This window comes from Gordonia sp. (in: high G+C Gram-positive bacteria), from assembly GCF_020438995.1.
In the GTDB taxonomy this organism is placed as follows: Bacteria; Actinomycetota; Actinomycetes; order Mycobacteriales; family Mycobacteriaceae; genus Gordonia.
In genome coordinates, this window is record NZ_JAGQTN010000146.1 from 19,824 (window position 1) to 27,150 (window position 7,327).

Here is a 7,327-nt window from a genome sequence, read left to right on the forward strand (position 1 = left end):
GGAGCGGCGGTGCGCCGCGCCCCACCAACAGCGAATGAACCGCAAGACAGTTTTCCGCAATCTGGCCATCCTCGCGCTGATCCTGTTGGTGCTGTGGGGCTGGAGCGCGATGCGCAGCACCGATCGCGGTTTCCGTGGCGTCGACACCTCGGTTGCGCTGACCGAACTGAACAAGAAGAACGTCGAATTCGTACAGATCGACGACCGTGAGCAGACGCTGCGGGTCACCCTGAAGACGCCGATCAAGGTCGACGACAAGGGCGCCGAGTCCGACAAGATCAGCAGCAAGTACCCGTCCGACGGCAGCGCGTTCGTCTTCGAGTCGGTGCGCGCGTCGGGCGCCGGTTACCAGACCAACGTGTCCCAGGATTCGGTGCTGTGGTCGATCCTGGTGTTCCTGCTGCCGATGATCATCCTGTTCGGTCTGTTCTTCTTCGTGATGAGCCGCATGCAGGGCGGCGGCCGTGGTGGCGTGATGAACTTCGGCAGATCCAAGGCCAAGCAGCTGTCCAAGGACATGCCCAAGACCACCTTCGCCGACGTCGCCGGCGCCGACGAGGCCGTCGAGGAACTGGACGAGATCAAGGACTTCCTGCAGAACCCGGCCCGCTACCAGGCGCTCGGCGCCAAGATCCCCAAGGGCGTGCTGCTCTACGGTCCGCCCGGCACAGGTAAGACGCTGCTCGCGCGGGCCGTCGCCGGTGAGGCGGGGGTGCCGTTCTTCACCATCTCCGGTTCGGACTTCGTCGAGATGTTCGTCGGTGTCGGCGCATCCCGTGTTCGTGACCTGTTCGAACAGGCCAAGCAGAACAGCCCGTGCATCATCTTCGTCGATGAGATCGACGCCGTCGGCCGCCAGCGCGGCGCCGGCATGGGCGGCGGCCACGACGAACGCGAGCAGACCCTCAACCAGCTATTGGTGGAGATGGACGGCTTCTCCGACCGGTCCGGCATCATCCTGATCGCCGCCACCAACCGGCCCGACATCCTCGATCCGGCGCTGCTGCGTCCGGGCCGCTTCGACCGGCAGATCCCCGTCGGCAACCCCGACATGGCCGGCCGCAAGGCCATCCTCAACGTGCACGCCAAGGGTAAGCCGATCGACTCGAGCGCCGACTTGGACGGACTGGCCAAACGCACCCCCGGCATGTCGGGTGCCGACCTGGCCAACGTCGTCAACGAGGCCGCGCTGCTCACCGCCCGTGAGCACAAGACCGTGATCACCGCCGAGGCGCTCGAAGAGGCTGTCGACCGGGTGGTGGGCGGGCCGCGCCGCAAGAGTCACATCATCAGCGAACACGAGAAGAAGGTCGTCGCCTACCACGAGGGCGGTCACACGCTGGCCGCGTGGGCGATGCCCGATCTCGACCCCATATACAAGGTCACCATCCTGGCCCGCGGACGCACCGGCGGTCACGCGCTGGCCGTGCCCGAACAGGACAAGGACCTGATGACGCGCTCGGAGATGATCGCGCGGCTGGTCATGGCTATGGGCGGACGAGCCGCCGAGGAACTGGTCTTCCAGGAACCCACCACCGGTGCGTCGAGCGACATCGACCAGGCCACCAAGATCGCCCGTGCGATGGTCACCGAGTACGGCATGAGTGCCCGGCTGGGTGCGGTGCGCTACGGCCACGACCAGGGCGATCCGTTCCTCGGCCGGTCGATGGGCGCCAAGTCCGAATACTCCACCGATGTGGCCCGCGAGATCGATGACGAGGTGCGCAGGCTCATCGAGTTCGCACATACCGAGGCGTGGTCGATCCTGTCGGAGTACCGCGACACTCTCGACGTGCTCGCCACCAACCTGCTCGAGAAGGAGACACTGACCCGCAAGGATCTGGAGCAGATCTTCGCCGGTGTCGTCAAACGTCCCCGGATAACCGCGTTCAACGACTGGGGCGACCGCACGCCCAGCGACAAGCCGCCGGTGAAGACGCCGGGTGAGCTGGCGATCGAACGCGGTGAGCCGTGGCCGCCGAAGGAGCCGGTCGTCCCCCAGCCCGTTCCCGCCGGCGTCTACCAGCCCGCTCCCGGGTACGCGCAGCCCTATCCGACAGGCCCCCAGTCGGGTTATCCCCAGCCCGGCTATCCCCAGCCTGGTTATGGGCCGGGCCCCGCACCGACGGGCGGCACCTACCCCGACTACGGCGCCCCCCGCGACTGGTCGGCCCCGGGCTGGCCGCCCCAAAACGGTTCACCCCAAAACGGTTCACCCCAAAACGGTTCACCCCAGAACGGTGCCCCCGGCCACGACCAGTCCCAGGGTTGGCAGGGTGGCAACGGCTACAACGGTCACGGCACCAACGGTTCCGGCCACCAGCAGTAGCGCGTCGTGCACTCGGGTCACCGGACCCTTCGAGACGCGGTCGGCTCGCAAGCTCGCGCGACGCCCTCAGGGATCAAGATGTGTGGTCCGGCCAAATCCCTCTTGATTCCTGGGGCCGAAGCGACATAGGGGTGACCGAATCTTCTTGATCCCTGAGGCCGAAGCGACGAAGGAGCGAGGGTCACGAAGGGTCCGGTGACACTCCACGCCTGACCCAACCACCCCAAACCTTAGGATCGACTCATGACGACGATCGATGACAGCGAGCAGGTGGCCGACACACAGTCAGGCGGCGTCGCCCGGCGCCCCTTCGACTTCGCCCGCGCCGAGGCCGCGGTGCGCGAGTTGCTGCTGGCGATCGGGGAAGATCCGGACCGCGAGGGGTTGCGCCGCACCCCGGCTCGTGTCGCCAAGGCCTATGAGGAGGTGTTCGCCGGGCTGTACACCGATCCGAGTGAGGTCCTGGCGACCACCTTCGACGAGGATCACGACGAACTGGTGCTGGTCAAGGACATCCCGATGTACTCCACCTGCGAACATCACCTGGTCTCGTTCCATGGGGTGGCCCACGTCGGCTACATCCCCGGTGAGTCCGGCCAGGTGACGGGCCTGTCCAAGCTGGCCCGGCTGGTCGATCTGTACGCCAAACGCCCACAGGTGCAGGAGCGGCTGACCAGCCAGATCGCCGACGCCATCGTCTCCCGGCTCAACCCGCGCGGGGTGATCGTGGTGATCGAGGCCGAGCATCTATGTATGGCGATGCGCGGTATCCGTAAGCCCGGTGCCACCACGACGACGTCGGCGGTGCGCGGTCTGTTCAAGACCAGCGCGGTCTCCCGCGGCGAAGCGCTGGATCTGATCTCCCGCTGACGTGCCGGTCCCCGCACCTTTCGCATCGGTACCGAGAACCCGGGTCATGGGGGTTCTCAACGTCACCGCCGACTCGTTCTCCGACGGCGGCCGCTATCTCGACGTCGATGCAGCGGTGGCGCACGGACGTGAACTGCTCGCTCAGGGCGCCGACATCGTCGACGTCGGCGGCGAATCCACGCGGCCGGGAGCGGTCCGCGTCGACCCGGAGATCGAGGCCGCGCGGGTGGCGCCGGTGATCGCCGGCCTACGGGCGCACATCGACGCGACTCCGGCGCTTGCCGGTACCGCGATCTCCGTGGACACGATGCGTGCGCGGGTCGCCGAGGCGGCGATCGCCGCCGGGGCGACCATCGTCAACGACGTCTCGGGCGGGCGGGCGGACCGGGCGATGGTGAAGGTACTCGCGGATGCGGGCATTCCCTGGATCCTGATGCACTGGCGTCCGTTGGAGTCCGCCGCCGACGACCACCGCGACCTGTTCACCCATTCCCTCGACGACATCGGCGGCTATCGTGACGTGGTGGCCGAGGTGAGCGGTGAACTGCTGGCCCAGGTTGACGCGGCGATGTCCGGCGGGGTCGATCCGGCCAGGATCATTCTCGATCCGGGACTGGGTTTCGCCAAAGCGCCCGAACACAATTGGGCCCTGTTACACGCGTTGCCCACGTTGGTCGGGCTCGGTTTTCCGGTGCTCATCGGCGCCTCGCGCAAGCGCTTTCTCGGATCGCTGTTGGCCGCCGGCGGTACCGACAGACCGCCCGCGGGGCGTGAGGTGGCCACGGCCGCGATCTCGGCGCTGGCGGCGGCGGGCGGCGCATGGGGGGTGCGGGTCCATGACGTGCGCTCGAGCAGGGATGCGGTGTCGGTCGCGGCCGCGTGGACGGCGGGTGGGCGGCGCGGCCTGGTCGACAGCCTGCCGTCGGACGAGAACACGCCGGACGCGAACCGAGTGGTCGAAAACACAGCCGTCGAAAACACAGCTATCAAGAACACAATGGTCGAAAACACAGTGGCCGAGAACATGGGCGGACAGGAGAACGTGGCGACATGACCGACCGGATCGAGTTGAGGGGCCTGGTGGTCCGCGGCCATCACGGCGTTTTCGACCACGAGAAGCGCGACGGTCAGGACTTCATTGTCGACGTCGTGCTGTGGCTGGACCTGCGTGCCGCCGCGGTGTCGGACGACCTGGCCGACACCGTCGACTACGGGGCGCTGGCACAGCTTGCGCACGACATCGTGGCCGGGCAACCGCGCGATCTGATCGAGACGGTCAGCGCCGAGGTGGCCGAGGCGGTGATGGCCGACCAGCGGATCACCGCCTGCGAGGTGACGGTGCACAAGCCGTCGGCGCCGATCCCGCTCACCTTCGGTGATGTCGCGGTGGTGGCCCGGCGCTCACGCAAGTCGCTTGGTTCGGCGAAACCCGGCACGGGACGCCCCTGATGAGCCGTGCGGTGCTGTCGGCGGGCTCCAACATGGGCGACACCGTGGCGCACCTGTCGGCGGTGGTGCGGGCGGTGGCCGACGAGCTCGTCGCAGTGTCCGGTGTGTACGCGACGCCGCCGTGGGGCGGGGTGGAGCAGGCCGACTTCCACAACATCACCTTGATCGTCGACGGTTCGCGCGACGCGTCGGGCTGGCTCGAGGTGTGTCGCGGATTGGAGCGCAGCGCCGACAGGGTTCGCGATATCCGTTGGGGACCAAGAACTTTGGATGTCGATGTGATCACCGTCGACGACGCCGGTCCGGTGCGCTCCGATGATCCGGAGCTAACCCTGCCGCATCCGCGGGCCGCCGAGCGCGCCTTCGTCCTGGTGCCGTGGCACGAGATCGAACCGGACGCCCGGCTGTGGACGTCCGCCGGTGAACGCTCGATTGCCGATCTGATCGCGGAACTGCCCGCCGATGAGGTGGCCGAAGTGGTCAGTGTGCTGCCGGGCGCAGCCGGCCCGCGGAGCTTGCCGGACTGGGTCCGATGACCGCGCCGAAGCGGCCCGTGGGTGACGGGCCGGAGCCGACGATCGGGCCCACCAAGATGCGTGACCTGGCCGCGATTGCCGCGTTCGCGACTGTCGCGTCGTGGATTCTGGTCCGCTACAACTATGGTGACCTGCCGCCGCTGCCGTTGCTGGCGGGGCTGGTGTTCTATGTGCTCGCCGTCATCGAGGTGGTGGTGGCATTCGTCGTCCGGGCCCGCGTGGCCGATCGCGACGTGGGCCGGGCGCATGGTCAGCTGCACCCGTTGCTCGCCGCACGGGTAGTCGCGCTGGCCAAGGCCTCGGCGTTGCTCGGGGCCATCGGAACAGGTGTGTGGGCGGGCGTGCTCGCCTACCTGTGGCGGCACACCGAACTCGCCGCAGCCCGGAGTGACACTCCGGCGGCGGTGATCGGGCTGATCGGTGGCGTACTGCTGGTCGCGGCGGCGCTCTGGCTCGAATACTGTTGCCGGGCACCGGATGACCCGACCGACGAGGCTGCGGGCGGGCACCCCGATGCGGTCTAATCGGGCCACCGAATCGTGGCGCTCCGCGCCGGTTGACCGATCAGGATGGCCGCAGCGGGTAAATTCAGCGTCATGACGACCTCCAACGGCCGTTCGGGCGAAGGTATACGGGCGCAGCGATCGGCAGGCCAGTGGCTCATCGGTCTGCTGATCGTATTGGCCTTGGCCGCCAGTGTGTTGATGGTGATCAACGACGACATGTCGCTCGCCGGTTCTCTCGCGGTGATTGCCGCGCTTTGGGCCGCGGTGATCGCCGCGATTCTGGTGACCAAGTTCCGCAGGCAGGCAGAAGGCGCCGAGGCCAAGAGCCGTGACCTGCGTCTGGTGTACGAGCTTCAACTCGAACGTGAGATCGCGGCCCGCCGCCAGTACGAACTCGACGTCGAGTCGACCATCCGCCGCGAGGTCGCCGACGAGGCCAACCATGAGCTGATCGACCTCAAACACCAGATAGCGTCGCTGCGGGCGAGCCTGGAGGTGCTGCTGGGCGGGCCGCTGCCCGATCAGGGCATCGCGCTGCCCAACGAGCGGGTACGGCAGCTCGGTTCGGGACGCATGGCCGACGATCTGCTGGCGTCCCAGGACTTCGCGGCGACCGTACCGTCGTGGCAAGATTCCCGGCCGAGTACCGCCAACGCACATCCGGAGGAGATGACCGAGGTGATCCCGGTCGTCGCCGAGGAGGAACCGCAGTCCGGAGGATTCTCCGGCACCGGCTATCCGGCATTCGGGCAATCCGGCTCGGATGTGACCGGTGACCGGCCGGCCTATTCCGCCGGCGGATACCCGCGTGAGTTCACTCCGGCAGCGAACGCTCACCAGAGCTACGGCAGGCAGGAGTTCCCGACACCGGCCGCCGTTGCTGAACAGCCGGCGTCACAGGACTGGGGCGCCTACGTCGCCAGCCGTGTTGCACCGGGTCGGCCCGCCGACGTTGCACCGGGTCGGCCCGCCGACGTTGCATCGGGTCGGCCCGCCGACGTTGTGTCCGGCAGGCCGGACGATCTTGAGTCGACGACGATCTTCAACCGGCGTGACTTCGACGAGGACGGGCCGTATCCCAACGATCCGGCCGCGACCACACAGCTCACGCAGGTCGAGACCGGGCGCGACTTCGATGATCTCGGCGAGTACGCACCACGCCAGGAACCCGAGTCTTTCAGTGGCGAATCCGTTGACGAGGCCGAATCCGTTGACGACGCCGAATTCGTCGAAGACGGGGCGTTCGGCGACGGCGTGGAGCTCCTCGACGAGGACGTCCATTGCGGTGAGCCGGGCGTCGACTACGAGACGACCGGCGAACCGGACGAGTCCGGCGCTGCGGAGGAGCCGGGGACCGACGACGGCGACTTCGGCAACGACGACGCGTTCGGCGACGATTACGATACCGGGACGGAGGAACCGGTCCCGGCGGAGATCGTTTCCGACGTGGACGTGATCGCGGATGCCGAGACTGTCGACGAGCAGAGCACCGTCGGCGAGGCGGCCGCTGAGGACACCTGGTCGGACGACGAATGGGCAACTGACGAATCAGCCGAAGATCAGCCCGGGTATCACGGAAGTCATGAGGCGTCCACCGATCTCGAGGGCTTCTCGCCGGGACGCCGGCGTCGGCGCCG

6 protein-coding genes and 1 pseudogene are annotated in these 7,327 nt (G+C 67.7%); all 7 read left to right on the forward strand.

The genetic code is table 11. From position 1 onward, the window contains the following. Positions 1 to 34: 34 nt before the first annotated feature. Entirely contained in the window at positions 35 to 2,329 is a 2,295-nt protein-coding gene (gene ftsH, locus KDB67_RS11030) for an ATP-dependent zinc metalloprotease FtsH (RefSeq protein ID WP_291015705.1), read from the forward strand. A gap of 243 nt (positions 2,330 to 2,572) precedes the next feature. Then, on the forward strand, positions 2,573 to 3,199 hold the full coding sequence (gene folE, locus KDB67_RS11035) for a GTP cyclohydrolase I FolE (protein ID WP_291015707.1): 627 nt from the start codon (positions 2,573 to 2,575) through the stop codon (positions 3,197 to 3,199). A 46-nt stretch (positions 3,200 to 3,245) separates the two neighbouring features. Next, positions 3,246 to 4,253 (forward strand): dihydropteroate synthase, encoded by a 1,008-nt coding sequence (folP, locus tag KDB67_RS11040; protein ID WP_291015708.1) that lies wholly within the window; start codon positions 3,246 to 3,248, stop codon positions 4,251 to 4,253. Then, complete coding sequence (gene folB, locus KDB67_RS11045) at positions 4,250 to 4,648, forward strand: dihydroneopterin aldolase (RefSeq protein WP_291015709.1); 399 nt, start codon at positions 4,250 to 4,252, stop codon at positions 4,646 to 4,648. Before folP ends, folB begins: the two co-directional genes overlap by 4 nt. Beyond that, positions 4,648 to 5,184: a 2-amino-4-hydroxy-6-hydroxymethyldihydropteridine diphosphokinase gene (gene folK / locus KDB67_RS11050; RefSeq protein WP_291015710.1), complete on the forward strand. Its 537-nt coding sequence runs from the start codon at positions 4,648 to 4,650 to the stop codon at positions 5,182 to 5,184. Before folB ends, folK begins: the two co-directional genes overlap by 1 nt. Beyond that, the gene (locus KDB67_RS11055; RefSeq protein ID WP_291015711.1) at positions 5,181 to 5,708 is read left to right on the forward strand and encodes a DUF3180 domain-containing protein; all 528 of its coding nucleotides are present in this window, start codon (positions 5,181 to 5,183) and stop codon (positions 5,706 to 5,708) included. The genes folK and KDB67_RS11055 overlap by 4 nt, the downstream gene beginning before the upstream one ends. A gap of 72 nt (positions 5,709 to 5,780) precedes the next feature. Continuing rightward, positions 5,781 to 6,407, forward strand: a pseudogene (locus KDB67_RS11060) (DUF6779 domain-containing protein); the annotation flags it as partial. Positions 6,408 to 7,327: the final 920 nt, after the last annotated feature.